Here is a 23,442-nt window from a genome sequence, read left to right as displayed (position 1 = left end):
ACAGAAAGATCAGGAGAGCACGGACTCCCCGCCGAAGTCGTCGTCATCGTCTGACGGCGGCCGGCGGCGCGGGGGAGGCGGCTGGGTCGGGCGGGGCGGCGGCGGTGCTTCGTCCTCCACCCGGAAGTTGATCTCGTTGCGGTCGTACGGCGTGCGCGTCGGCTCTTCGGCCGGCGGCGCCGGGAAGTTCTTCTTGGCCTCGTTGAACAGCACGTTGGCCGTCTCGTCCTGCGTGCCGATCGTCTCGGCCATGGCTTCCTGCAGCAGCTCGGGAATCCGGGACTGCGCGCGCTGCAGCAGCTTCATGATCTCGCCGCTGACCTCGGACATGCGCTTGCCGGAGGCGGACTCGTTGATCACGAGGTTCTGCAGGATCCCGTTGGACCCGACCAGGATCTCGATGGAACCGTCCTGCGACCGTTCGGAGATCGTCATCCCCTGCACGCGCGTCGCCATCTCCTGATAGCGCGCGGCGCGTTCCTGGATGTTCTGGTTCCAGTTCGCGAGCATCTGCTCGGACCCGGAGATGTCCTCGGGCACCGGTGATTCCCTCCCAAAGCGGCGGCGGACTCAAAGGATGACGCAGCCGGATCCGATCTCGTTCCACCCTGGAGTCAAATCGGCTGTGCAGACCAACGGCGTCCCACCGATCGGACCAGTGGGACGCCGTTCAGGTCAACTGACTAGTTCACACCCAGCAGGTCGACGACGAAGATCAGCGTCTCGTTGGGCTTGATCACGCCACCGGCACCGCGCGCGCCGTAGCCCAGGTGCGGCGGGATGACCAGCTTGCGGCGGCCACCGACCTTCATGCCCTGGACGCCCTGGTCCCAGCCCTGGATGACGCGGCCGCCACCGAGCGGGAACTGGAACGCCTCGCCGCGGTCCCAGGACGCGTCGAACTGCTCACCGGACGAGTGCGACACACCGACGTAGTGCACGGACACGAACTGACCGGCCGTGGCCTCCGGACCGTCGCCGACGGTGATGTCCTCGATCAGCAGGTCGGCGGGCGCCGGGCCGTCGTGCGGGTCGACCTCAGGCTTCGTGGGGGCCATCACAACTTCCTCTCGGAACGGGGTTGTTCGCGCTCGATCCAATCACGCGGGGGCGGGCACGGCCGAATGGCCTACGCGGACCAGCCCTACCCGGTCCGGAGTCCTCATGTCTTTCTTTAATCACCACCGGCCCCGCGGCCGGGGGACACAACAGAAGAAGGAGATGATCATGGCGGCACCCCTGCACCGCCTCCGGTCACTGCTCGGCGCGGCACTGGCGGCGGCAACGCTGTCCATGGCCTGCGTCAGCGTGGCCGAAGCAGCTCCGACTCCGACCGCCGACGGCGAGTTCGGCACCCAGATCGTCGGCGGCACGCGCGCGAGCACGTCCACCTACCCCTGGGTCGTCTACCTCGCCACGAGCAGTGGTTTCCAGTACTGCGGCGGCACTCTCGTCGCTCCCAACAAGGTCGTCACAGCCGCGCACTGCACCGTGGGCGACTCGGCGTCCGCTGTCCGGGTCGTGGCGGGCCGCGACGACAAGAACTCCACCGCGGGCACCGTCGCCCGGGTCACGAAGATCTGGATCCACCCGAGCTACCGCGACGTGACCCTCGGCTACGACGTCTCGGTGCTCACGCTCGACCGCAACCTGTCGCAGACCCCGCTCCCGTTCGCCACCTCGGCGGACAGCGCGCTGTACGCCACGGGCACCAGCTCGACGATCCTCGGCTGGGGCACCACGTCCTCCGGTGGCTCGGCCTCGCGCTACCTCCTGCGGGCCACCGTGCCGCTGACCAGCAGCTCCAGCTGCACCAGCTCGTACGGCAGCGACTACAAGGCCACCCACATGGTGTGCGCCGGTTACAGCCAGGGCGGCACCGACACCTGCCAGGGCGACTCCGGTGGCCCGCTCGTGGCCGGTGGCAAGCTGATCGGCATCACGTCGTGGGGTGAGGGATGCGCGGCCGCCGGTTACCCCGGCGTCTACACCCGCGTCTCCACCTACGCGGCGCAGATCCAGGCACAGCTGTAAAAAACGTGAGGCCGGGAAGGGGCAACCCTTTCCGGCCTCACTTACGTCCTGGAGACATGAACGGCAAGAAGCTGTTGGCCGGCGCCGCCGTGCTGGTCGTCGCCGGAGTGAGCGTGAGCTCCGCGGTGCGGGACGAAACCCTCGCACCACCACCGATCGTGGACTACGGGCCGGTGCGCCTTGTCGCGTTCGATTCATGTGACAACGCATTGACCGAACTGCGCCGCGCCATGTCCCCGTACGTCAGCGCGTACGGCCTTGGCGGCCAACGGTTCCTCACCATGGAGAGCTCGGCGACGGACAACAGCGCGGGCGTCGCGCAGAAGGACACGCCGCTGAGCGCCCCCACTCCGCCCGCGCAGCAACAGGACCACTCGACGACGAACGTCCACGAGCAGGGCGTCGACGAGCCGGACATCGTGAAGACGGACGGGAAACGCGTCGTCTCCATCGCCGACGGCAAGCTGCGCGTCATCGACGTGGCGTCCAGGGCGATCACCGGCACGGTCGACCTCGGCGAGCGCCGGGCGAGCCAGCTGCTGGTCTCCGGCGACCGCGCGCTGGTGGTCGCCGACAGCCCCGTGCCCATGCTGAAGCCGTCGCTGCCGCCCGACCGCCCGTCGTTCGTCCCGGAGACCGCCACCGAGCTGGTTCTCGTGGATCTCAAGGGGCTCAAGGAGATCAGCAGCCTCAAGACCGACGGCTTCTACCTCGACGCCCGCCAGATCGGCGGCACCGCCCGCGTCGTCGTCCGCTCGCAGCCGCGCCTGCCGTGGGTGTACCCGGACCAGACGACCAACGAAGCGGGATCGTTGCGCCGCAACAAGGAGATCCTGCAGAGCGAGCCCATCTCGTCGTGGCTGCCGCGCTACGAGCTCACCGAGAACGGCGCCAAGTCGAGCGGAACCCTGGTCGACTGCGCGAACGTCAGCCGCCCGACCGCGCCGAGCGCGACGTCGATGCTGACCGTGCTGACGTTCGAGCTCTCCGGTCAGCTCGGCACCGGCCAGCCGGTCTCGATCGTGGCCGACGGCGACACCGTCTACGGCACCGACCGCAGCCTCTACATCGCAGACGACCACCGCCTGCTGCCGGAACTTCCTTCCAGGCCACCGGTTCAGCGCCCGATCACCACGGCGATCCACCAGTTCGACATCGGCAACCCCGGCCCGCCCAAGCACGTCGCGTCCGGTGACGTGAACGGCACGCTGCTCAACCAGTACTCGCTGTCCGAGCACGAGGGCGTTCTCCGCGTCGCCACCACCACGGGCACCGAAACCCGTTGCTGCTGGCGGATGCCCGCGGACGTGGTGCCTCAGCAGGACATCGCTCCGGCGCCGTCGGAGAGCTTCGTCACGACACTGCGCCGCGAGGGCGACCAGCTCGCCAAGGCCGGTCAGGTCGGCGGGCTGGGCAAGGGCGAACGGATCTACAGCGTCCGGTTCATCGGCAAGCTGGGCTACGTCGTCACGTTCCGCCAGACCGACCCGCTCTACACGCTCGACCTGAGCGATCCCAGGCAGCCCAGGGTGACGGGCGAGCTGAAGATCACCGGCTTCTCCGCCTACCTGCACCCCGCGGGCGACGGGAAGCTGATCGGCGTCGGCCAGGAGGCGACCGAGCAGGGCAGGACGACCGGTACGCAGGTGTCGTTGTTCGACGTGGCCAATCCCGCGTCACCGCAACGACTCGCGCAGTACCACCTGCCGAACTCGAACTCCGAGGCCCAGTTCGACCCGCACGCGTTCCTGTTCTGGCCGCAGGACGGCACGCTCGTCATCCCGGTGTCGGCCAACCGGACGAACTACGAGGTCTCCTCGCTGGTGCTGCGCGTCGAGGGCAACCAGCTGCGCGACAGCGGCAGGATCGTCGAACCGTCCAGCCCGAACAACTACGGCGGCCCGAGGCGCACGATCGTCATCGGTGACCAGCTGTGGTCGATCTCCAACGCGGGCGTGCAGGTCAACGCGCGCAGCGGCCTGGCACAGCAGGCCTGGCTGCCGTTCACGCCCTAGCGCGGTCTCCGTTGAGCAGGCGGTGCGACAACACCGTGCCGCCTGCCATCGCCGCCGGGATCACGACCAGCGCGGCCAGCGGGATCAGGCACAGCAGGTAGGTCGGCACGGCGAGCCCGAGCACCAGGCCGCGGCGCGTCGCGAGGATCTGCCTGCGCTGCTTGAACGTCCGGCCGCGTCGCGTGAACGGGATGCCGGTCAGCTCGATGCCGAGCAGGTAGCCGTTGATGAGCACGGCCAGCACCGGTACGACCGTCTGCCCGATGATCGGGATGAACCCGCAGAAGAACAACGGGATCGCGAACAGGATCGACGTGCCGACCAGCAGGAGCGTGCCGCGCAGCCCCACCAGGAACCCGCGCCACCAGCCGATCTGCTCCGCGTCCGGCACGCCGCCGAGCTCGTCCTCGACCTCTTCCGAGATGTACTCGTAGAACGGGCCGCCGATCATGAGCGTGATCGCGGTGAACAGCAGCACGCTCAGGCCGAGCCCGGCCGCGATCACCGAAATTCCGACGGCGACCTCGACGACGCTCTTCCAGGTGTCGCTCCACGAGTCCGCGAAGCCGGTGAGCCATCCGGCGATCGAGTCGATGTTGGTGACCAGCAGCACCCAGCCGCCGATCATCAGCACGGCCGTGATGACCGCGGGCAACGCGCCCATCAGCACGCGCTTGGGTGAGCTGAACACCAGGCTGAACCCACGCAGCAGCAGACCGACACCGGCACCGAAGTCCTTGATCACGCGCGCAGGATAGTCGGTTTCGTCCCCTGTTGAGACGAGGTGGAGTGATTTCGCGGGGCGCGGCATGATGGGCGGTCCGAGTGCGGGAGGCGTTGAGGTTGAGCAACCCAGCTAAGAACGCCGTCGTCGTCCCGGACGGGCCGCTGCCGATGCTGCCGCCGTCCCTCTGGGAGTCGAGGGACGTGCGCGAGGCGGTCGCCGCGGAGTCACCCGGCGCCGTGGTCGCGATCGCACGCAGGGCGCACGGCCTGCGTCAGGACGAACTGGGCACGCTGGCCGGGTTCTCCCAGTCCGCGATCTCCCGCCTGGAGTCGGGCAGCAACATCGCCTACGACCTGCGCGTCCTGCGCACGTTGCAACGGCTGCTCGGCATTCCCGCCCACCTGCTCGGGCTGACCGACCGCACGGTGCCGGTGCTCTCCGGTGACCTGGTCGTAGGCATGGAGGGCAAGGCGCTGATGGCGTTGTGCGCCTCCGCCGTCTTCAGCGCCGACAACGACAACGCGGTGAGCCAGCTGCTCGTGCTGCGCCGGATCGTCAACGACGCGCACAACTGGCGTGCGACCGGTGCCCTCATGCCCGCCGTCCGCAGCATGTACGACGTAATCGACACCTTGCGCCGCAACGCGCGTGGCGAGATCCGCCGGCGGTTGCTCGGCACAGGCGCGATGTACGCGGAGTTCTACGGCTGGCTGTTCGAGGAGGTCGGCGACCTGCGCAACGCAGGCGCGTGGACGTCCAGGGCGTTGGAGCAGGGTCAAGCCGCGGACGACAGGGACGTAGTCGCGTACTGCTACGTGCGGATGAGCCAGCTCGCCGAGGCCGACGGCGACGACGACCGCGTCATCGGCCTGGCGCGGGCCGCCCAGCGCGAGACCGGGGTGAGCCCGGTCGTGCGCGCGATGGCGTTGCGGCAGGAGGCACGCGGCCTCGCACGGGCGGGCCAGAACGCGTGCATGCAGCGATTCGACCTCGCACAGGCGTTGGTGCAGAACGTCGAAAGGCCGCTGACGGACGAGTACTCGATCGGCTACTGCTTCACCGACCTGCACGTCCAGATGCAACGGGCCGCGAGCATGGTCGCACTTGCCGACCACCGTCGCGCCATCGACGCGTACACGGAGCTCATGCCGCGGTGGGGCAGCATCTGTCAGTGGGAGCAGGGCGTGCACACGGCCACCCTCGCCTATGCGCACGCGGCCAACGGTGACGTCGACCAGGCCGTCGAACTGGGGTTCGCGGCACTGGACCTGGCCCGCGCGACGGGGTCGCAGCTGATCGTGAACGAGCTGACCAGGCTCGGACCGTGGGCCGCGACGCCGGCGATCGCCGAGCTCACGGCCCAGCTCCGGTAGCCGTCGTATGCGAGTTCCGCATACGGCACCCGCAAATCGTATAGAACCCTGCCCATTTCGCCGGGCAGCCCGCACGATCTGAGTGTGATCGATCTGGCCGAACGAACGCCGCGCTCGGACGAGGTCACCGAGAGGTTCTGCGCGGCAGTGGCAGAGCAGAACTCGGGCCCTTACCGGCTCAAGTTCTACGCCACCACGCACGCCGTCGTGTGTGTGGTGGACGACGCCGAGGTGAAGGCATGAGCATGCCTGTCTTGCTGGTCCGCAAGCGCGTGGGTGTCGTAGGCGAGACACAACGCACGTGCCACCTCGTACCCGTGCCCGACGACGACACGTTGCTCGCGTTGACCGCGTACTGCGGCGAACTCATCCATCAGGGCGAGGCCGAACTGCTCTCCCAGCCCTCGGGAATGCCGTGCGTCGGCTGCCTGTTCCGCGTGCCGATGCCTCGCTAAGCGGGCGGTGAGGCGATGCAGGCCGTGCCGAACCGGCGGAACCCGACGCGTTCGTAGACCCGCGCGATCTCCAGGCTTCCCGCCGACAGGAACACCAGCTCCGCGCCTCTTTCCAGGGCATCACGCGCCAGTTCCGCGGTGACCGCGCCACCGAGGCCACGTCGCCGTGCCGCCGGCAACGTGCCGATGCCCGCGATCTCCACGACGTCACCCGCCCGTTGCGCTGTTCCTACCGCCAGTACGCCCTCGCCTGGCAGGTCGGCCACCGCGTGACGGTGCCGGGTGCTCATCGGGACGGCGCCTCGCAGGGCCGCGTCCCGTTCCGCCACACCGGCTTCACCCGCGGCAGTGCCCGGCGACGAGAACGCGAGCTCCGCCACGACGGACACCTCGACGGGCCTCGTGCCGAGCACGCGCACGTGCGGATGCGGTTCCGGCAGCTTCTCGGGATCGAGCACCAGCAGCGGTGCTTGGAGCACCTCCAAGCCAGCTTCGACCGCGACGTCGAGCAGGCCGGGTGTCGTCTCGTGCACCCACTCGAACGCCTCGGGCACACCGAGTTCGCGCTGCCGTTCCCGCACCTTCACCACGTCCGCGACCGTCGGCTGCCCGCCGGGGAACCGGGGCCGCGCGTAGTACGGGTAGCCGTCGCCCGCCTGGACGAACAGCACCAGCTCGCCGTGTTCCTCAACGCGAGATCCCGGTCGGGGCACAGAGTCGTAAAACTCTTCCAGAACAGTCCGCACAGAAGATCACGCTAGCTACCTTTGGCGGTATGAAGCACGGCATTTTCGGTAACGAGCTGTCATGAGGGCCCTGGCGGCATTCGTCACCCTGCTCCTGGTCCTCACCGGCTGCGGCAGCGACCGCGAGGACCGGTTCGCCCGGCCCGGCGCGCCCAAGCAGTCGCCGAGCGGGAAGTTCGTCGCGCACGCCGAGAGCGCGAGCGAGGTCCGGGTGACCGACCGCAACGGTGGTGACGTGTTCCGCAAGTCCTACGAGTACGCGACGAGTTCGCGGGCGGACGGCATCGGCGTGGTGTGGCTGTCCCAGAAGGACCAGCTGTGGGTGCTCGTCCCCGGTGACACGAGCGAGCGCGTCGAGGCCGGTCCCGACGGTGTGTGGACGGCGGTGGAGGCCGACCTACCGGGCGAGATCACGCGGCTCGGGTGAGGGGTCCGGCTCGCCCTCGGTGATCCGCCGGCCGCGCTCCAGTTCCGCGTCGAACTCGGCGCCGAGCAGCACGGCTATGTTCGAGATCCACAGCCACACCAGGAAGACGATCACGCCGCCCAGCGAGCCGTAGGTCTTGTTGTAGGACGCGAAGTTCGCGACGTACACGGCGAAACCGACGGTCGCGAGCACCCACAGCACGATCGCGAGGAGACTGCCGGGGCTGACCCAGCGGAAGCCCTGCTGCCGGACGTTCGGCGCGGTCCAGTACAGGACCGCGAACGCCAGGCTCACGAGCAGCAGGATGACCGGCCACTTCACGATGTCCCACACGGTGACCACGGTGTCGCCGAGTCCGACGGCGTTGCCGACCGCGTCCGCGATCCCGCCGGTCAGCACGAGCGCACCGAGCGTGAGCGACACCAGCATCACCGCGCCGAGCGTCAGCCCGAGTCGCAGCGGCACCGTCTTCCAGAACGGGCGGCCTTCCTCGACGTCGTACATGGCGTTGCACGCGCGCATGAACGCACCGAGATAGCCCGACGCGGTCCAGAACGCCGTCAGCAGACCGATGATGCCCAGCAGGCCGGCCGCGTTCTGACTCTTCTGCAGCTCTTCGATGGACGACTTCACCAGGTTGCCGGCCTCACCGGGCGCGACCTGGTCGACGTACTTCAGGAGTTCCTGTGTCGTCGTGTCGCCCAGCAGCGCGAGTGCGGACGTCAGCACGATGATCCCGGGGAACAGCGACAGCACCGCGTAGTAGGTGAGCGCTGCGGCCCAGTCCGTCAGGTTGTCGTCGTTGAACTCCTTGACCGTCCGTTTGAGAACGCCCCACCAAGCACCTTTCGGCAGCTTGGTGGGGCCTTCGACGGTCTTACCTGCGGGCACGGCGGCGCCAGCTGAACGACCGGGTGCCGGTGCCGACTCCGGCGAGGTGCAACGCGAGCAGCAACAACCCGAGCACGATCAGCGTGTTGACGGTGATCACGTCACCGAGCGCTACCTTCGCCAGATCGAGGATCAGCGCGAGGCCGAACGAAACTGCGGCGATGATGGCCAGCATGTGTCCACCTCCTAAGTGGTTGAGCTGCGGATACCCATTTGTTCAAGGGCGAATCGCGCCGTTCGGAGCAATGGTCGTGCCATGATCGGTCCCGTGGACGTCCAGCGCTGGCAAGCAGCCGCGGTTCCGTGGTGGGTGACCAGGGTCGGGCTCGTCGGTGGGTGGATGGTCGCCTTCTACTTCGCCGTGAGCGCGAACGAGTCGCCGTGCACGGTCGCGCACCCGTGCCTGCCGGATCCGTTGTTCTCTCTCGCGGTGGTTCCGTTGCTGGCCACGCCGTTGCTGCTGTTGTTCGGTCGTGTGCTGACGGGCTGCGCGATGGGCGTGCTGTTCGGTGCGATGGACCTGATGCTCGACGGCAGTGCGGTGGCGAACCTGGCGTTCGGGCTGCACGCCGCCGCGTGCGCGTTGGTGGCGGCGTGGACGGTCAGGTCGCGTGCGGACCAGCACGAGGCGGCGGGCGCGACGATCGTCTCGCTGCCGGACCTGCCGCCACAACGCGGAGTTCTCCGCGTCGTCGCCGTGCTGCTGGTCCTCTTCGGGTTCCTGACGTTCGTGCAGTACAGCCTCACCAACGACGCGATCGAGCAGCACATCGCGAACGCCAGCCGCGTCGACGCCGAGGTCGTCGAGATCAAGAACACCTTCGAGGTGTGGGTGGAGCTGCCGGACCGGCAGCGCGCCGCGTTCGAACCGCTCGCGCCGGAGTCCTATCAGGTCGGCGACGAGGTGCCGGTGCTCGCGGACGGCACGTGGGTGCGGATGGCGAACGAACCCGAGGACGTCACGTGGTGGCTGACCATCGGTGGCTCCGCCGTGTTCTTCGCGATCCTGCTGGCCGCACGGGAACGCCGCCGCCGCGCGTTGTGGACGGGACCGGTGAAGGCCATCCGGTTGCAGATCCACCAGATCGGGCCGCGCCGGATCCTGTTGCGGTACGGCAAGAAGGACATCGCCACGCTCACCACGCTCGCCGACCTCGGGCTGGAGGAGCCGCTCTACCACGACACCGAGGAGTTCGGCCGCGTGTGGCGCGGCGAGGAGGACCCGCCGGTGCGGCTCGACCCCGCCGAGGTGCTCGTCGCGGGGGAGTGGCACCACGGCGGCCAGGTGGCGTTGCTCGTCGAGGGTGAGGTCGTGGCGACCAGCACGCTGAACCGCGTCCGCCCGCGCCACATCGTCCACAGTGCACATCTGCCGGGTGAGCCGGTCACGGCGGGCACGCCGGTCGAGTTGCCGCACGCGATCTGGCCGGGGGACCGCCGGCGGGTCGAGGGCGTGGCGCTGCTGCTCGGCGCCGCCGGTGCGTTGATCGCGCTGAAGTTCTACCCCGAGCTCATCGTGCTCGGGCTGATCGGCATCCAGTGCGTGCTGTCGGCCGTGACGCGGTTCCAGCCGATGCTGCGCCTCGACCACAACTCGGTCGTGCTCTACACCGGTGTCTTCACCTACCGCGTGCCGTGGGCGCAATTGCACGGTGTGCGTCGTTCCGGCCCTCAGCTCATGCTCGCGTTCGGGCCGCACGGTGACGTTCTCACGACGCCGCACCTGCCGGACGCGCAGGCGGGCGAGAAGCTGATGTGGGCCCGCGCCCGGTCGTTGATCGCGGAGCACCCCGGTGAACGGGTGACCCGCAAGCTCAACATCAGCGTGCTGATCGGCGCGGTCTACGCCGCGCTGGTGCTGTTCATCTGAGCTTGGCCACGGCCTTGAGCAGACGGTCCACATCGGACTCGTCGGTGTAGGGCCCGATGCCCGCCCGGACGGCGCCCTTGTCGCCCAGGCCGAGCCACCGCGAGCATTCGAGGGCGTAGAAGTGGCCGGCGGGCGCGTTCACGCCCTCGGCCCCGAGTCTGCGGTAGACCTCGGCCGGGTCCAGTCCGTCGACGGAGAACAGCACGGTCGGCGTGCGCGACGAGGCCTTGCTGTAGATGCGCACGCCGAGTTCCCGCAGCCCGTTCTCCAGCTGCTCGCGGAGACCGAGTTCGTGCTCCTCCAAGCCGTCCAGCTCCCGCATGAACTCCACCGCCGCGGTCGTCCCGGCGAGCAGCTCGTACGGCAGCGTGCCCAGCTCGAACCGTTCCGGCACGGCGTTGGTCGAGGGCAGCAGCTTGTCCGGCCGCAACGTCTCCAGCAGTTCCGGCGCCGCCGCCAGCACGCCGAGGTGCGGGCCGAGGAACTTGTACGGCGAGCACACGAAGAAGTCCGCGTCCAACGCTTCGACGTCGACCGGCACGTGCGGTGTGTAGTGCACGCCGTCGACGTAGACGAACGCCGCCGCCTCGTGCGCCGCCCGTGCGATCTCCGCGACGTCCGGACGCGTGCCGAGCAGGTTCGACGCCGCCGTGATCGCGACGACGCGGGTGCGGTCGGACAGCAGCTTCGTCACCGCCTCGACGGGCAGCTCACCGGTCGTGCGGTCGAACGGCGCCCATCGCACCGTGGCCCGGGCAGCCTCGGCCGCCTGCACCCACGGCCTGATGTTCGCGTCGTGGTCGATCCTGGTCACGATGATCTCGTCGCCCGGCCGCCAGTTCTTCGACAGCGTGCGGGCGAAGTCGTAGGTCAACTGGGTCATGCTGCGCCCGAACACGATGCTGCCGGCGTTGAGGAACTCCGCCATCGTGCGCCGTGCGGTCCGCACGATCTCCTCGGCCCGCCGTTCGGCGGCCGTGACGCTGCCGCGGTTGGAGACCGCGGAGGTCAGCGTGGCCCTGACGGCCTCGCCGACGACGTCGGGCACCTGCGCGCCGCCGGGTCCGTCGAAGTGCGCGGCACCCTCGCGCAAGGCGGGGAAGTGGGCGCGGACCGCTGCGACGTCGTAGGCCATGCCCTCATCGTGCTTCAGCACCCACGAATCGGGAAAGGATCAACCGTAGGGTCATCACCTGTTCGGTGGCGTCGAAGTCGGGGTCGATCAACCTGCCGTAAAGGCCGTCAACCAGTGCCTGCACCCAGGTCGCGGCCGTCAGCGCGCTCACCGGGAGAGTGATCTGGCCGGCGTCGTGCGCCTGTCGCAGCAGTTCGGCCAGTTCGTCGCGCATCACCTGTTCGTTGCGGCCGACGAGTTCCCACAGCTCCGGGTCGCGGCTGGCCTGTGCCACGACCTCCAGCACCAGCCCGGCCACAGACCGGTCGAGCGCGGGCACGCACAGATGGTCGACCATCAGCAGGACGCCGTCCCACGGGCTCAGTTCGCGGGCCTTCGCGAACATCTGCGCGTTGTCCTCGGCGTCCTGCACGAAGATCTCGCGGAAGATCGCCCGTTTGGTGGGGAAGTAGTGGAAGAGACTGCCGGTGCTGATGTCGGCGGCCCTGCAGATGTCCGCGACGGTCGTGCGTTCGAAACCCTTCTGCGCGAACAACCCCGCCGCGGTGTCGGTGATGTGCCGCTTCTTCTCCGCGTGCTTGACCGGGTCTACCGTTCGCACCTGTAGTACTGCCTCTTCTTCTCGTCCCGCACGGAGACGCCGCGTTTGCGGATCTCCCGCGCCAATTCTGCGGCCTCCGCGTTCTCGTACCTCGCGATGGCCTTCCTGCGGGCCGTGAACAGCGCGTTCACGTCCGCCGGCAGTTCGGGCGCGTGCTCGACCCACATCCGGAACTCACCGGCGAACGGGTCCGCGTCGCGCCAGCGGTAGCCCTGCTCGGTGAAGGCCCGTTCCAGCCTGGCCCTGCTCAGGTCGGAGGTCTCGCGGGCCAGTTCGGCGCCGCCGGGCGACAACAGCACGAGCTGCTTGCCGTCCGCGAACACCGACTCGATCTCGTCGCGGCCGAAGCCGAACGTCCTGTCGTCCTTGTGCAGCGTGATCCGGCTCGGCGAGACCTCGACCGACATCATCTCGCTCGCCCAGAACAACGCGAACACGAAGCCCGCGCCCGCGCCGACGGCCAGGGCCGCGAGCGTCGACCACGGCTCCGGGATGTCCGTGACCAGCTCGAACACGCCCTGGAACGGGAACCAGCTCAGCGTCGTGATCCACCCGGCCGCGAGCTTGAGCCCCCATCCCGCGGCGGCACCGACGGCCGGGCACGCGACCCAGATGCCGTACCGGACAGCTGCGGTCTCCTGCACAGTCGTCATGCGCCAATACTAGACCGAGCGCTCGGTTTATTCTGGGTTATGGCAGGTAGAAGGTCAGCAGATCGCTCGTGACCGGCGGGAACAGCCTGGTCATCAGCTCCTCCTTCGGGCCGGGGTAGACGTCGGAGAACCGGCGGCGCAGCCCGTCCATGCCGTGCGGGCCGAACAGCAACGGCGCCAGCAGGTCCGGGGCGATGCCCGCGCCGCCCTGCGAACCGGGGCCGAGCAACGTGCCGCCCCACTCGTACGGGCCGATCTCCTCGCCGTCCCAGTGGAAGCGGACGTGCGTGCGGTAGAAGCCGAGCACCACCTCGACGGGGTCATGGCCCCGCAGGCGTTGCGCGAAGACCGGCTTCAGGTGCTCCAGCAGTCTCGGGATGCTCGGGATGCGCACCATGTACTGGTCGAGGTCCGCCTTCCTGGCCCCCAGGTGTTCCTCCAGCGCCGGGTGCCGTTCGCCGGCCTCGGCCGGATGCACCAGTGCCACCAAGGCTTTAACGGCGTCGTCGTCGATGCCGGCGATCTCGCCGAGCACGACGTCGCCCTCTTCCTCCGGCGTGCTGCGGCCCGTGGCGACCGGGGTGCCGTCGCGGTCGACGATCCACGTGATCGACCCGGTGCGGTCGATCAGCCAGCGCCAGCACGGCGTGCCGTGGCCCACGCGCAGGTCCGCGCCCTGCTGGGCTTCGTCCTGGAGCCGGTTCAGCACCGGGATGTCGGCCTCGGTCGCGCGCCGGATCGTGTGTCCCGCAACGGCTTCCGGCTTCCGGACGAGCGGGCGAGTCTGCTTGATCGGGATCGAGTAGACGTAGCCGAACTGGCGGTAGAAGTACGGGACGCCCATCACGAACTGGAGCAGGTGGCCGCGCTCGGCCGACCTGTCGTTCGCCCAGTCCATCAGCCCGCGTACCAGGCCCCTGCCCTCGTACTCGGTGTCGGTGGCGACCTGTTCGATCTGGCCCGCCGGGATGTCGAGGCCGGCGAGCGTCACCGTCTCGTCCATCAACGTGAGGGTGGAGACGATCCGGCCGTCGTCGTCAGCGACTCCGACCCAGTCGCAGCCCGCGTCCGGGTCGGTCATCAGCAGGCGGGCGTCGACGCCGTCGCTGGGGTCCATGCGCGAGACGACGAGCTTCTCGATCCGGGGGAGGTCTTCAGGGCGTGAGGTGCGGATTTCCACGGGCGGAGTGTTTCCAGGGCGGTGGTTGTCCGCAAACGGATTTACGGTCGTCCGCATGGACTGGAACAAGCAGTTGACGGACCAGCTCGAATTCCACTGGAACGTGCAGTTGCGGCCACGGCTGGAAGGCATGACCGACGACGAGTACTTCTGGGAGCCCGTGCCCGACGCGTGGACCGTGCGTCCGGACAACACGATCGACTGGCAGTACCCGGCGCCCGAGCCCGTGCCGGTCACCACGATCGCGTGGCGGATGGCGCACATCATCGTGGGCGTGTTCAACGCGCGCACGGCCTCGCACTTCGGTGGTCCGCCCGCCGATTACGCGACCTGGCAGTTCGCGATGACCGCGGACGACGCGTTGAAGCAGTTGGACGACGCCTACGCGGCGTGGATGGCCGGCGCGCGCACGGCGGACCTGTCGAAAGCCGTCGGTCCAGCGGAGGGGCCGTTCGCGGCGGAGCCGATGGCGACCCTGGTGCTGCACATCAACCGTGAGGTGATCCACCACGCCGCGGAGATCGCGCTGCTCCGGGATCTCTATCTCAGGGAGAGTTAGTCACCTGCAAGTGCCTACTTTCTAGAAGTTGGCGCTAACTGCAAGATGGTTCCCGTCGAGAACACGAGGGGGATCATCATGCGAGTCATCACGCAGAAGACGGTGGGCGACGCGTCCGTGCTGGAGGTCGCCGAGGTGGCGACGCCCGTGCCCGGACCGGGGCAGGTGCTGGTCAAGGTGGGTGCGGCGGCCGTGAACCCGGTCGACACCTACATCCGCTCCGGCGGATTCCCCGCGCTCGGGGAGCCGCCGTTCACGCTGGGCTGGGACGTCGCGGGCACCGTCGAGCAGGACGCCGAGGGGTTCGTGGCCGGTGAGGACGTCTACGGGCTGCTGACCTTCCCCGGCACCGGCGGTGGCTACGCCGAGTACGCCGTCGTGAACGCCGCCGACCTGGTGCGGCGGCCGTCGTGGCTGACCGTCGAGCAGGCGGGCGCGACGCCGTTGGTGGGGCTGACCGCGTGGCAGACGCTCGTCGGGCGGGCCGGCGTGTCGGCCGGTCAGCGGGTGCTGATCCACGCGGCCGCCGGTGGCGTCGGGCACGTCGCGGTGCAGGTCGCCAAGGCGCGCGGCGCGTACGTGATCGGCACGGCGTCGGCGGCCAAGCACGACTTCCTGCGCTCGCTCGGGGTCGACGAGGTGATCGACTACCGCCACCAGGACTTCACCGAGATCGAGCCGGTCGACGTCGTGCTGGACACGATCGGCGGGGGGTATGCCGAGCGGTCCGCCCAGGTGATCAAGCCCGGTGGCGTGCTCGTGTCGGTCGTTCCCGGCAACCCGGGTTTTGACGTTGACCGAGCTTCCGAGCTGGGCATCCGGTTCGAGCTGTTCCTGAGCGTCGTCGCGTCCGGTGCCGATCTGGCCGCGTTGCCGCAGGTCAAGGTGCAGATCGATCACGTGGTGCCGCTGGCCGAGGCCGCGAAGGCCCACGAGCTCGTCGAGTCCGGCCGGACGACGGGCAAGGTCGTCCTGGTGCCGTGACCCCTCGTTAACCGTGCGTTGACCATGTACACCGATCGTGTGACACACATCCACACGATCGGGGAGTGTTCATGGCGCGGTGGAGTCCACTTGCCTTAGTTGTCGCTTTGCTGGCGGCGGTTGGCCTTTACGGGTCGACCGCCGCTGTCGCAGCAGCTCCGCTCACCGTGGCGCAGGCGATCGCGACCCAGAACGGGTCGTCGGCGACTGTCCGCGGGTATGTCGTCGGCCAACCCACGGCCACGACGACGGTCATCCGTTCGGGTTATCCCAACGACTACGCGCTGGCGCTGGCCGACTCGGCGTCCACGACCAGCACGTCGAACATGGTCTACGTGCAGATCCCGTCGGCGTTCCGCGCCTCGTGGGGCATGCAGTCGAACCCGTCGCTGCTGGGCAAGCAGATCGACGTCACGGGCTTGCTGAGCGCGTACTTCTCCCACGCCGGACTGACCTCGTCGACGGCGTTTGCGTTCGCCGGCACGGCCCCGCCGACGAGCAGCACGACCACTCCGCCGACCACGAGCGGTCCGCCCTCGGCCTGCGAGAGCTACTACACCTCGGCCTGCGGCAAGAGCGGCGCGGCGTTGAAGTCGGCGTTGAACTCGATCATCCGCACCCAGACCAAGCTCAGCTACGACCAGGTCTGGGACGCGTTGAAGGTCACCGACCAGGATCCGTCGAACTCGAACAACGTGATCCTGCTGTACAGCGGTCGTTCGCAGGCCAAGTCGACCAACGGCGGCGGCGCCAACGACTGGAACCGTGAGCACGTCTGGGCCAAGTCGCACGGCGACTTCGGCACGGCCACCGGTCCCGGCACCGACATCCACCACCTGCGTCCCGAGGACGTGTCGGTGAACGCCACCCGCGGCAACCTGGACTTCGACAACGGCGGGAACGCGGTCCCCGAGGCGACGGGCAGCAGGTACGACAGCGATTCCTTCGAACCACGCGCCGCGGTGAAGGGCGACGTCGCGCGCATGATCTTCTACATGGCCGTGCGCTACCAGGGCGGCGACGGGTTCGCGGACCTGGAGCTCAACGACCAGGTGTCCAACGGGTCCGAGCCGAAGATGGGCAGGCTCTCGGTGCTGAAGGCCTGGAGTGCCGCCGACCCGCCGGACGCGTTCGAGAAGAACCGCAACCAGGTGATCTTCGACCGCTACCAGAAGAACCGGAACCCGTTCATCGACCACCCGGAGTGGGTTTCCTCCATCTGGCCGTGAGACGTTCGAGGAAGGGGCGTTGCGCGGAGACGATCTTCGCGCTCGCCTCTTCCACGCTGAACCACTGCACGCGGTCGACCTCGGGGAACGTTTTCTTCTGACCCGACTTCGGCGGCCACTCCATCTCGAACGTGCCCGGCGTGACGGTCTCCGGATCCAGATCGCCTTCGAGCGCCCAGACCGTGATGACCTTGCCGGAGCCCTTGGCCTCACCGAGCGGGATCAGCTCGCCGTCCGGCACCGGGAGCCCGAGCTCTTCCTCGAACTCGCGCCGTGCGGCTTGTTCGGGCGTCTCGTCCTCGGTGTACTCGCCCTTCGGCACGGACCACGCGCCGGCGTCCTTGCGGGCCCAGAACGGGCCGCCCATGTGCCCGAGAAGCACCTCCAGCTGCTCGCGTCGTCTGAAGAGCAGGATTCCGGCCGACCGTTTCATACTGTCCAGCATGGCGGACTGGGTCCTGCACGTGGACCTCGACCAGTTCATCGCGGCGGTCGAGGTGCTGCGCGATCCGTCGTTGCGCGGCAGGCCCGTGGTGGTGGGCGGCAACGGCGACCCGACCGAACGCGCGGTCGTGGCCACCGCGTCCTACGAGGCGCGCGAGTTCGGCGTGCGCTCGGGCCTGCCGCTGCGGACCGCGTTCAAGAAGCTGCCGGACGCCGTCTACCTGCCGGTGGACCACGCCCTGTACGAGGCCGCGTCGGCGGACGTGATGGCCGTGCTGCGCTCGTTCCCCGTGGTCGTCGAGGTGATGGGCTGGGACGAGGCGTTCGTCGGGGTTTCCACGGACGATCCCGTTGAGTTCGCGCGGTCGTTGCAGGCGGCGGTGCTCTCGGCGACGAGCCTGCACTGCTCGGTGGGCATCGGCGACAACAAGCTGCGGGCCAAGATCGCGACCGAGTTCGGCAAGCCCGCCGGCGTCTTCCGGCTCACGCGGGAGAACTGGGCCGAGGTGATGGGGCACCGGCCGACGTCCGCGCTGTGGGGGATCGGCGCGAAGACCGAGCGCAAGCTGGCCGAGCTCGGTCTCGTGACCGTGACGGACCTGGCCACGGCTTCCGTCGACGCGCTGGCCGCCCGGTTCGGTCCCCGGATGGGTCCGTACTTCCGCGGGGTCGCTCAGGGCGCCGGTGACACGGTCGTGAGCGCGACGCCGTGGGTCGTGAAGTCCCGGTCGCACGAGAAGACCTTCCAGCAGGACCTCGCCTCGTTGGACGACATCCGCCGCGAGGTCGTGGCGCTGGCGCACCAGGTGGCGGCGGACGTGGTCGCCGAAGGGCGTCCGGCCGTGCGCGTGGGCGTGAAGGTGCGGTTCGTGCCGTTCTTCACGAAGGTCCGTCTGATGAAGCTGCCTGCGCCGACGTCCTCCGCTGAGGAGCTGGCGGCGGCCGCTCTGGTCGTGCTGGACCGCTTCGAACACGGTCGCGCCGTACGCCTTCTGGGGGTGCGCGCAGAATTCTCTGACGAAGATGTCGAACCGAAGCCTTCTCCTTCGACGTATCAGTAAGTAGAGGATTTGAAGGCTAGGAGAAGAAGATGACCGACACATCGCTCACCCACCGCGACCGCGCCGTTCTCAGAGCAGTGGCCGACGGCCGTTGCGAGATCGCCGGAAGCTCCCTGCTCGTCGACGGCCTGTGCTGCGCCGACCAGTTCGCCGGACTGCGCCTGACCACTGCGGGCCTGATCAGCGCCCGTTCCGGCCCCGCGGCACTGACCAGCGCGGGCTATCAGATGCTCGCCGCCTGACCGTTCTTGCGGAAGATGGACATCAGGTACTTGTTCGAGAATCGATAGGCGCCGTCTGGGGTCCGGAACGGTTCAACGGCGGCCCGGATTTTTTCCACGACTTTTTCCTCCCCCTCGCTCTCGATGATGCGCTGATAGCTGCCCACGCTCAGGAAGCTGCGCAGCATCGTGGCCTCGTCGGGATGTTCCTGGGGAATGTCGATCGTGAGTTTCTCGTGTGGTTCGGGCAGCGTCGCGCCCTTGCGCCCGCCAGGCCCTCTTACGGCCCGGCCGATGACCAGCAGGTCGCTCGCGTGCTCCGGATGCCACTCGCACACGACCACGTAGTCCTTGCTGACCCTGACCGCCTCCGCGAACGCCTCATCGGGATCCGGCGCGAAGAACAGCGCGTTGAACGCCGTCACGACGTCGAACGTGCCGTCCTGCCAAGGCAGTCGCCCCAGCGGCAGCTCGTGGAACTCGGCGGTGCTCGCCTGCCGCGCCAGCGCGATCATGGCTGTCGAGATGTCGATCCCGGTCGCCCTCGCGCCCGCTTCCGTCGCGGCGGCACAGAACTCGCCGCTACCGCACGCCAGGTCGAGAACTCTTTTGCCCTCCGTGATGCCGGTGCGTTCGATCGCGGTCTTCCAGGCAGGCATGGACATCTTCGCGCCGATCGCCGCCCGCTCCGCTGCCTTGCGGCCCCACAACTCGCCTTCCTGGATTTCGGTCATGATCACGACCCTAGTGATCCACCGACGTGCTCGCCGGAAATCCGCTGGCCGGGACGCGGATCATGGCAGGCATGGGTGTTCTGGCACGAGTCCTGCGGTCGGTGGGCGGTGAAGAGGTGCTGGACCGGCTCGCGGGCCTGTCCGGCAGCGACCTGACGAGCCTGCTGCTCGCGTTGGCGCGCCGACGTGCCGGCGCGCTGTCCGGCGCCGATGTGTTGCGGCAGTACCGGTCCGACCGGTTCGTGGCGCCTTCTTCTGTGCCGTTCCCCGTGCTGCGCGCGGCGGAGGATCGCCTGCTGGCCGCGCTGCCGTCGTCGTTCTCCGTGTTGGGACTTGCTCCTGTGGCACCGCTGGGGACGTGTTCCGCGGTGGCCGAGATGGACCAGAACAACATCTTGTCGACCATGCGCGGCACCGAGGTCGCGGCCGATCCGACGAACGCCCTCGCTTTGGAGGCCGCCCTGCTGCGCCAGGCCGGATCGGACGACGTGCGGCTGGCGGCGATGCAGCGGGTGGTGCGCGCGCAGTTGTTCGGCGGTGCCGGGAGGTTCGCGCACTTCACGTTGTTCGCGGCGGTGTCGGCGGGACGTGATCGCGGTTCGCTCGCCTTCGAGCGTGAGCATTTCGCCGAGCACGTCGCGTTCCTGCGTGAGGCGTGCGGTGACGTCGAATTCCGCGTGACCGTGCTGGATCCGCGGTTCGAGGTGGTGCGCGGCGATCTGCCCGTCGACCCGTCGCGGCACACCGGCTACTACAAAGGTCTGTGTTTCAAGGTCTTCCGCGACGGCGAGGAGATCGGTGACGGCGGGTTCGTCGACTGGACCGCTCGGCTCACGGGCAACCGCAAGGAACGCCTGCTGATCAGCGGCATCGGCGTCGACCGGTTCGCCACGCTCTGATTCCACCTGACGTCAACAAGTTCCAGTAGGCGACCTCTGGCGGTAGATCGATCAACTAGCCGGATCTACGCTCAGGTGTGGCCTTGTCGGGTCGGGGACCTTGCCGGGAGGGCGACCAATGGCGGCGGAGCTCGGTTGGAAGCGTAGTTCTTACACGGAGGAAGCCAACTGCGTTGAGTGCGCAATCGATGGCTTAGTCGTTCGGATCAGGGACTCCAAGGATCGCGACGGTCAGCGGCTTGAGGTTCCGTGGCTTGGCTGGCAGGCGTTCTTGGCCCTTGCTCGTTCGTGAGTTCGCCGAACGGGTGACGAGCTGCACTCGGATGGAGTCTGGAAGTTGATCTGCGGGGCTTCATGCTGCTATCTCTCCTCTTGAAATTGGTCAATTGGTGGACAAGCATTGTGGAGGACCTCTAATTGGGGGTTACCATTCTGCTATGTAGCAGGTCGTGGGAGGAGGGGCGTTGCCCCGGAAGGAAAGTCCCGTCGTACTGCAGAAGCGCCTGCTTGCCGAACTGAGGCAGACGCGGGACGGGCTCGGCTTGAGTCAGCAAGCTGTCGCCGACGCGATGGACTGGTCTGTTTCGAAACTGATCAGGATCGAAAAGGGGGAGAACAAGATATCGGTCACCGATGTCCAGGCACTCCTCTTCCACTACGGGGTGCGGGATGACGCTCGCGTCGCCGAACTGGTGGGGATGACCAGGGCGATCCGGCAGTCGAAATCGGAGTGGATGGAGAAGTACCGGGGCTCCTTCAGCGAGCAGTTCGCAAGATTCGTCGAGCTGGAGGCGTCCGCGATCCGGGTTCGGCAGTGTCAGCTCAACGTCATTCCGGGACTGATCCAGGTTCCGGAGTACGCGATGGAACTGGTCACGGCATTCGGGCAGTCGGGTGCTCGTGCCGAACGCGGTGTCGAGATCCGGATGCACCGTCAGGTGCTGCTGGAGCCGGACGGCCCCGAGATCGTGTTCTGCCTGGACGAAGCCGTGCTGCACCGGGTGGTCGGTGGTGAGGATGTGCTCCGCAAGCAGTTGGTGCGGATGAAGGAAGTCTGTGCTCTTCCGAACATGACAATCCAGATCTTGCCCTTCGCTGCCGGTATCCACCCGTCGATGAAGGGCTCGTTCTCCATCCTCGAGTTCTCGGAGGGGGAGGAAGACTTCGCTTTGCTGCTGGAGTTCCCCGGCCGCGACGAGGTCCAGACGTCCGGGCCAGAGCTCAAGGAGTACCTGAACCACTTCTACCAGCTGGAGAACTTCGCACTGCCGGCCAGTGAGACGCCGAAGATGATCGACCGCCGACTTGAGGAGCTAGGAGGGGCCTGAATCGCTATGGCCGGGCGGGTGGCTGCGCCAACAGCCACCCGTCCGATGGCAAACCACAACCGAACCCCAGTCCAATGAGGCGAGGCAATGTCGCCGTAGGCAAGCCTATGACGTTCGAACCCTGATGAGTTCCGCCATCCAGGTCCCGTTCGGGTGATGGGCCCTCGCCCAGACCGGTCTTCGCCGACCGGCGCGCGACCACCCGCAGGAGGCTCATCATGCGCAAGGGCACCAGAAATCGCACCCACCCCCTCGTAGATCATCACGGGAGAGGGCGCTGCGATGGCCATATTCGTTAGCTACAGCAGTAGCGATGGGGGTCTTGCCGCCTCGGCCGTGGTGGGGGCGTTGCGGTCCCGCGGGTTCGACGTGCTCTGGGACGGCGATCTCCCGATCATCCGTCCACTGTCCATTCCGGCCTGGATGGAGACCGCGGTCCGGGACAGGACGGTTCTCGTCATCGTGTCGGACGACTACGTGAAAGCGTTGCAGTCCAACGACTTCGTGGAGCGCAGGGGAGTGCGCTACGAGGCGGGGCTGGTGCGGCACAAGATCTACCACCACGGCGGCGCGAACGGATGCGCCGTGATGCCGGTGGTGCCGCCGGACGTCGACGCGAACGCGCTGCCGTCCGTCCTGCAGCAGTTGGTGCTCCACCGGTTCGATCCCGGCACGCGGCTCGGCGAGGAGGAGTTGGTGCGCAGTCTCGGCGCGCTCGAGGTGGGGAACGGGGGTGAAGTGATGCAGGTGGAACAAGGGGTGGCGCACCGGACCCGGCTGATGCTGGCGGATCTGGAAGCGCATCCGCCGTCGTCGGAGCTCGCGTACCGGCTCGCGCACGAACTGGTGGAGCAGGGCGAAAGCGATCTCGAACTCGCCAGGGCGTTCGACTCGGTGGTCGGCGTCGCGAAGGCGCACGGCGATGTCAGGTTGGTCAGCCGGCTGTCGCAGGTGTGCCTGAAGACGCTCTCGTCGACGTCGCCGTTGAAGGGGGAAGGGTCCCTGATGGCGAAGGTCCTCGTGTCGGGGAAGGCGTGGCACCTGTTGCGGGAGCACCGTTTCAGCCAGGCGGCGTCGGTGGCCGAGGAGGGGACGCAGATCGCGAAGAAGTACCGCGACCTGCCCACGGCCGCGCGGGGACAGCGTGCCCACGCGCGCGTCTTCCTGCACATGGCGATGGAGGCCATGCCGTACGACCGCGAGTTCTACCTGCGCAACTGCGAGCATCTGCTGATCCTCGCGACCACGTCGTTCCGCTCCATCGGCGGACCGACCAGCGAGGAGGTCGGGGTGTGCGCCTCGCTGCACGCGGAGAAGCAGTTGCTGCTGCACGAGATGACGGGCGATCGGGATCTCCTGGCGGCCGCGTGGGAGAGCGCGGGGGTGGCCGAGGGCCTGCTGACACCGGGCACCGAGCCGTACCACTGGCTCACGGTCCTGCAGGCGCGGCTCTGCCTCGCGGCACGGAAGTACAACGAGGGCAAGGAGTTCGTCACGAGCGTCATCGCCACCGCGGACTATCCCGAGGTGGTCGCGAGGTCGCGGCAGGTGCGTGCCGACCTGCTGCTCGCCACCCGTGAGAAGTCCGAGGCGCTGCGGGATCTCCTGGACGCCGAGGAGCAGTTCCGGATGCTGGGTTGCGACTACGCGGCGGCGTCCTGCTGGTGGACGATCGCGAAGATCGACTCGACCAAGCTCGTCGGCTTCCGCCTGAGCGCGGCCGACGTGCAGCGGCTCGAAGATCTCGCGCCCGACCCGCGTGACCGGCGGCTGGCCGTGCTGGCGCACGAACTGCGGACCGCGAACAGGCTCGGCCGGCGGTGCGTGCCGGACTGGGCCTGCCTCGTCGACCGCGTGCAGCACGCTTGACCCCGAT

28 protein-coding genes and 1 pseudogene are annotated in these 23,442 nt (G+C 68.1%); 17 read left to right on the top strand and 12 right to left on the bottom strand.

The features are described from left to right. Positions 1 to 9: 9 nt before the first annotated feature. Positions 10 to 540 carry a YbaB/EbfC family nucleoid-associated protein gene (locus SK854_RS22430; protein ID WP_319977044.1) on the bottom strand — a complete coding sequence of 177 codons (531 nt, stop codon included), beginning with the start codon at positions 538 to 540 and terminating at the stop codon, positions 10 to 12. Positions 541 to 683: 143 nt separating this feature from the next. Further along, complete coding sequence (locus tag SK854_RS22425) at positions 684 to 1,058, bottom strand: FKBP-type peptidyl-prolyl cis-trans isomerase (protein ID WP_319977043.1); 375 nt, start codon at positions 1,056 to 1,058, stop codon at positions 684 to 686. A 169-nt stretch (positions 1,059 to 1,227) separates the two neighbouring features. On the opposite strand from SK854_RS22425, the gene SK854_RS22420 reads away from it, so the two are divergent. Continuing rightward, the gene (locus tag SK854_RS22420) at positions 1,228 to 2,034 is read left to right on the top strand and encodes a S1 family peptidase (RefSeq protein ID WP_319977042.1); all 807 of its coding nucleotides are present in this window, start codon (positions 1,228 to 1,230) and stop codon (positions 2,032 to 2,034) included. 56 nt (positions 2,035 to 2,090) lie between these two features. Further along, a complete protein-coding gene (locus SK854_RS22415; RefSeq protein WP_319977041.1) occupies positions 2,091 to 4,049 on the top strand; it encodes a beta-propeller domain-containing protein in 1,959 nt (652 codons plus the stop codon). Here SK854_RS22415 and SK854_RS22410 read toward each other — a convergent pair. Next, positions 4,039 to 4,794: an EI24 domain-containing protein gene (locus SK854_RS22410; RefSeq protein WP_319977040.1), complete on the bottom strand. Its 756-nt coding sequence runs from the start codon at positions 4,792 to 4,794 to the stop codon at positions 4,039 to 4,041. The two genes, SK854_RS22415 and SK854_RS22410, sit on opposite strands and share 11 nt — an antisense overlap. 98 nt (positions 4,795 to 4,892) lie before the next feature. Here SK854_RS22410 and SK854_RS22405 point away from each other — a divergent pair, with 98 nt between their 5' ends. The 3 genes from SK854_RS22405 (at position 4,893) to SK854_RS22395 (ending at position 6,604) form a co-directional block, all read left to right on the top strand. Continuing rightward, complete coding sequence (locus tag SK854_RS22405) at positions 4,893 to 6,149, top strand: helix-turn-helix domain-containing protein (RefSeq protein ID WP_319977039.1); 1,257 nt, start codon at positions 4,893 to 4,895, stop codon at positions 6,147 to 6,149. An 84-nt stretch (positions 6,150 to 6,233) separates the two neighbouring features. Further along, positions 6,234 to 6,392 (top strand): hypothetical protein, encoded by a 159-nt coding sequence (locus tag SK854_RS22400; RefSeq protein ID WP_319977038.1) that lies wholly within the window; start codon positions 6,234 to 6,236, stop codon positions 6,390 to 6,392. Further along, positions 6,389 to 6,604 (top strand): hypothetical protein, encoded by a 216-nt coding sequence (locus tag SK854_RS22395; RefSeq protein WP_319977037.1) that lies wholly within the window; start codon positions 6,389 to 6,391, stop codon positions 6,602 to 6,604. Before SK854_RS22400 ends, SK854_RS22395 begins: the two co-directional genes overlap by 4 nt. Here the strand turns inward: SK854_RS22395 and SK854_RS22390 are convergent. Continuing rightward, positions 6,601 to 7,275 carry a GNAT family N-acetyltransferase gene (locus tag SK854_RS22390; protein WP_319977036.1) on the bottom strand — a complete coding sequence of 225 codons (675 nt, stop codon included), beginning with the start codon at positions 7,273 to 7,275 and terminating at the stop codon, positions 6,601 to 6,603. The two genes, SK854_RS22395 and SK854_RS22390, sit on opposite strands and share 4 nt — an antisense overlap. 136 nt (positions 7,276 to 7,411) lie before the next feature. Between SK854_RS22390 and SK854_RS22385 the strand changes: the two genes are divergently transcribed. Then, the gene (locus tag SK854_RS22385; protein WP_319977035.1) at positions 7,412 to 7,777 is read left to right on the top strand and encodes a hypothetical protein; all 366 of its coding nucleotides are present in this window, start codon (positions 7,412 to 7,414) and stop codon (positions 7,775 to 7,777) included. On the opposite strand, the gene SK854_RS22380 is transcribed toward SK854_RS22385, so the two are convergent. Next, positions 7,748 to 8,668 (bottom strand): YihY/virulence factor BrkB family protein, encoded by a 921-nt coding sequence (locus tag SK854_RS22380; RefSeq protein WP_319977034.1) that lies wholly within the window; start codon positions 8,666 to 8,668, stop codon positions 7,748 to 7,750. The two genes, SK854_RS22385 and SK854_RS22380, sit on opposite strands and share 30 nt — an antisense overlap. After that, positions 8,655 to 8,843, bottom strand: coding sequence for a hypothetical protein (locus SK854_RS22375; protein ID WP_319977033.1), 189 nt, complete (start codon positions 8,841 to 8,843; stop codon positions 8,655 to 8,657). Before SK854_RS22375 ends, SK854_RS22380 begins: the two co-directional genes overlap by 14 nt. Positions 8,844 to 8,924: 81 nt before the next feature. Between SK854_RS22375 and SK854_RS22370 the strand changes: the two genes are divergently transcribed. Then, complete coding sequence (locus tag SK854_RS22370) at positions 8,925 to 10,538, top strand: hypothetical protein (RefSeq protein WP_319977032.1); 1,614 nt, start codon at positions 8,925 to 8,927, stop codon at positions 10,536 to 10,538. On the opposite strand, the gene SK854_RS22365 is transcribed toward SK854_RS22370, so the two are convergent. The 4 genes from SK854_RS22365 to SK854_RS22350 are packed head-to-tail and all read right to left on the bottom strand — an operon-like array spanning position 10,531 to position 14,107. After that, positions 10,531 to 11,673 carry a cysteine desulfurase-like protein gene (locus tag SK854_RS22365; protein ID WP_319977031.1) on the bottom strand — a complete coding sequence of 381 codons (1,143 nt, stop codon included), beginning with the start codon at positions 11,671 to 11,673 and terminating at the stop codon, positions 10,531 to 10,533. The two genes, SK854_RS22370 and SK854_RS22365, sit on opposite strands and share 8 nt — an antisense overlap. A gap of 4 nt (positions 11,674 to 11,677) precedes the next feature. Then, positions 11,678 to 12,274 (bottom strand): TetR/AcrR family transcriptional regulator, encoded by a 597-nt coding sequence (locus SK854_RS22360; RefSeq protein WP_319977030.1) that lies wholly within the window; start codon positions 12,272 to 12,274, stop codon positions 11,678 to 11,680. After that, positions 12,262 to 12,927: a YqeB family protein gene (locus SK854_RS22355; RefSeq protein ID WP_319977029.1), complete on the bottom strand. Its 666-nt coding sequence runs from the start codon at positions 12,925 to 12,927 to the stop codon at positions 12,262 to 12,264. Before SK854_RS22355 ends, SK854_RS22360 begins: the two co-directional genes overlap by 13 nt. Positions 12,928 to 12,964: 37 nt before the next feature. Then, positions 12,965 to 14,107 carry a GNAT family N-acetyltransferase gene (locus SK854_RS22350; protein ID WP_319977028.1) on the bottom strand — a complete coding sequence of 381 codons (1,143 nt, stop codon included), beginning with the start codon at positions 14,105 to 14,107 and terminating at the stop codon, positions 12,965 to 12,967. 55 nt (positions 14,108 to 14,162) lie between these two features. Here SK854_RS22350 and SK854_RS22345 point away from each other — a divergent pair, with 55 nt between their 5' ends. The 4 genes and pseudogenes from SK854_RS22345 (at position 14,163) to SK854_RS22330 (ending at position 16,879) form a co-directional block, all read left to right on the top strand. Continuing rightward, on the top strand, positions 14,163 to 14,666 hold the full coding sequence (locus SK854_RS22345; RefSeq protein WP_319977027.1) for a DinB family protein: 504 nt from the start codon (positions 14,163 to 14,165) through the stop codon (positions 14,664 to 14,666). 78 nt (positions 14,667 to 14,744) lie between these two features. Beyond that, positions 14,745 to 15,650: an NADP-dependent oxidoreductase gene (locus tag SK854_RS22340; RefSeq protein ID WP_319977026.1), complete on the top strand. Its 906-nt coding sequence runs from the start codon at positions 14,745 to 14,747 to the stop codon at positions 15,648 to 15,650. A gap of 71 nt (positions 15,651 to 15,721) precedes the next feature. After that, positions 15,722 to 16,114, top strand: a pseudogene (locus SK854_RS22335) (DUF6359 domain-containing protein); the annotation flags it as partial. Continuing rightward, on the top strand, positions 16,100 to 16,879 hold the full coding sequence (locus SK854_RS22330) for an endonuclease I family protein (protein WP_319977837.1): 780 nt from the start codon (positions 16,100 to 16,102) through the stop codon (positions 16,877 to 16,879). The pseudogene SK854_RS22335 and the gene SK854_RS22330, both read left to right, overlap by 15 nt. On the opposite strand, the gene SK854_RS22325 is transcribed toward SK854_RS22330, so the two are convergent. Beyond that, the gene (locus tag SK854_RS22325) at positions 16,839 to 17,312 is read right to left on the bottom strand and encodes an NUDIX domain-containing protein (protein WP_319977025.1); all 474 of its coding nucleotides are present in this window, start codon (positions 17,310 to 17,312) and stop codon (positions 16,839 to 16,841) included. The two genes, SK854_RS22330 and SK854_RS22325, sit on opposite strands and share 41 nt — an antisense overlap. Before the next feature lie 10 nt (positions 17,313 to 17,322). On the opposite strand from SK854_RS22325, the gene SK854_RS22320 reads away from it, so the two are divergent. Together SK854_RS22320 and SK854_RS22315 are read left to right on the top strand one after the other, a co-directional pair. Next, complete coding sequence (locus SK854_RS22320) at positions 17,323 to 18,384, top strand: DNA polymerase IV (RefSeq protein WP_319977024.1); 1,062 nt, start codon at positions 17,323 to 17,325, stop codon at positions 18,382 to 18,384. A 29-nt stretch (positions 18,385 to 18,413) separates the two neighbouring features. Continuing rightward, positions 18,414 to 18,626 (top strand): hypothetical protein, encoded by a 213-nt coding sequence (locus SK854_RS22315; RefSeq protein WP_319977023.1) that lies wholly within the window; start codon positions 18,414 to 18,416, stop codon positions 18,624 to 18,626. On the opposite strand, the gene SK854_RS22310 is transcribed toward SK854_RS22315, so the two are convergent. Continuing rightward, positions 18,608 to 19,339 carry a class I SAM-dependent methyltransferase gene (locus SK854_RS22310; RefSeq protein ID WP_319977022.1) on the bottom strand — a complete coding sequence of 244 codons (732 nt, stop codon included), beginning with the start codon at positions 19,337 to 19,339 and terminating at the stop codon, positions 18,608 to 18,610. The two genes, SK854_RS22315 and SK854_RS22310, sit on opposite strands and share 19 nt — an antisense overlap. 71 nt (positions 19,340 to 19,410) lie before the next feature. Between SK854_RS22310 and SK854_RS22305 the strand changes: the two genes are divergently transcribed. The 4 genes from SK854_RS22305 (at position 19,411) to SK854_RS22290 (ending at position 23,435) form a co-directional block, all read left to right on the top strand. Beyond that, positions 19,411 to 20,238, top strand: a complete 828-nt coding sequence (locus SK854_RS22305) for a hypothetical protein (protein ID WP_319977021.1) — start codon at positions 19,411 to 19,413, stop codon at positions 20,236 to 20,238. A gap of 118 nt (positions 20,239 to 20,356) precedes the next feature. Then, a complete protein-coding gene (locus SK854_RS22300; RefSeq protein WP_319977020.1) occupies positions 20,357 to 20,530 on the top strand; it encodes a DUF397 domain-containing protein in 174 nt (57 codons plus the stop codon). Positions 20,531 to 20,702: 172 nt separating this feature from the next. Continuing rightward, positions 20,703 to 21,566, top strand: coding sequence for a helix-turn-helix domain-containing protein (locus SK854_RS22295; protein ID WP_319977019.1), 864 nt, complete (start codon positions 20,703 to 20,705; stop codon positions 21,564 to 21,566). 282 nt (positions 21,567 to 21,848) lie between these two features. After that, a complete protein-coding gene (locus tag SK854_RS22290) occupies positions 21,849 to 23,435 on the top strand; it encodes a TIR domain-containing protein (protein WP_319977018.1) in 1,587 nt (528 codons plus the stop codon). Positions 23,436 to 23,442 lie beyond the last annotated feature (7 nt).

It is taken from the genome of Lentzea sokolovensis (genome assembly GCF_033949975.1).
GTDB classification, from domain to species: Bacteria; Actinomycetota; Actinomycetes; order Mycobacteriales; family Pseudonocardiaceae; genus Lentzea; species Lentzea sokolovensis.
This window is presented reverse-complemented; position numbering and strand designations above follow the sequence as displayed.